The organism is Parendozoicomonas verongulae, assembly GCF_009711465.1.
GTDB lineage: Bacteria > Pseudomonadota > Gammaproteobacteria > Pseudomonadales > Endozoicomonadaceae > Sansalvadorimonas > Sansalvadorimonas verongulae.
In genome coordinates, this window is the sequence record NZ_SMME01000756.1 from 1,241 (window position 1) to 1,711 (window position 471).

The following is a 471-nucleotide window of genomic DNA, read 5'->3' on the forward strand; positions in this document are numbered from 1 at the left end:
TCCCAGGGCTGCTCTCAGATTGGCCGTGCCCCCCATAATCTGGAGATGTATGCCCAGAGCCAGTTCGATATCCTTGTCATCACAGGGGGTGTTCATCTGTCCCCCAGCCGCCCGGGTGCGCAGCTGGGTATAAATCTCCAGGGCAGCTCTCAGGTCATCCTTGCCCCCCATTGCCTGAAGTAGCCTGCCCAGAGCCAGTTCGATATCCTTGTCATCACAGGGGGTGTTCACTCGTCCACCGGCTGCCCGGGTGCGCAGCCGGGCCCACCCGGCCGCACGGGTGCGCAGCCTGGTAAAGATGTTCAATGCAGCTCTCAGGTTGTCCGTGCCCCCCATGCCCTGAAGCAGTCTGCCCAGAGCCAGTTCAATATTCTTGTTATCACAAGGCGTGTTCGTCACCCCACCTGCCGCCTGGGTCCGCAGCCGGGTAAAGATGTACCAAGCCGCTTTCAGATTGTCCGGCTCTCCCAT

At 60.5% G+C, this 471-nt stretch carries 1 protein-coding gene; it reads right to left on the reverse strand.

What is annotated here, in order from left to right; translation table 11 throughout:
* A partial coding sequence (locus tag E1189_RS23605; RefSeq protein ID WP_196221220.1) for a hypothetical protein occupies positions 1-471 on the reverse strand: 471 nt, incomplete at both ends.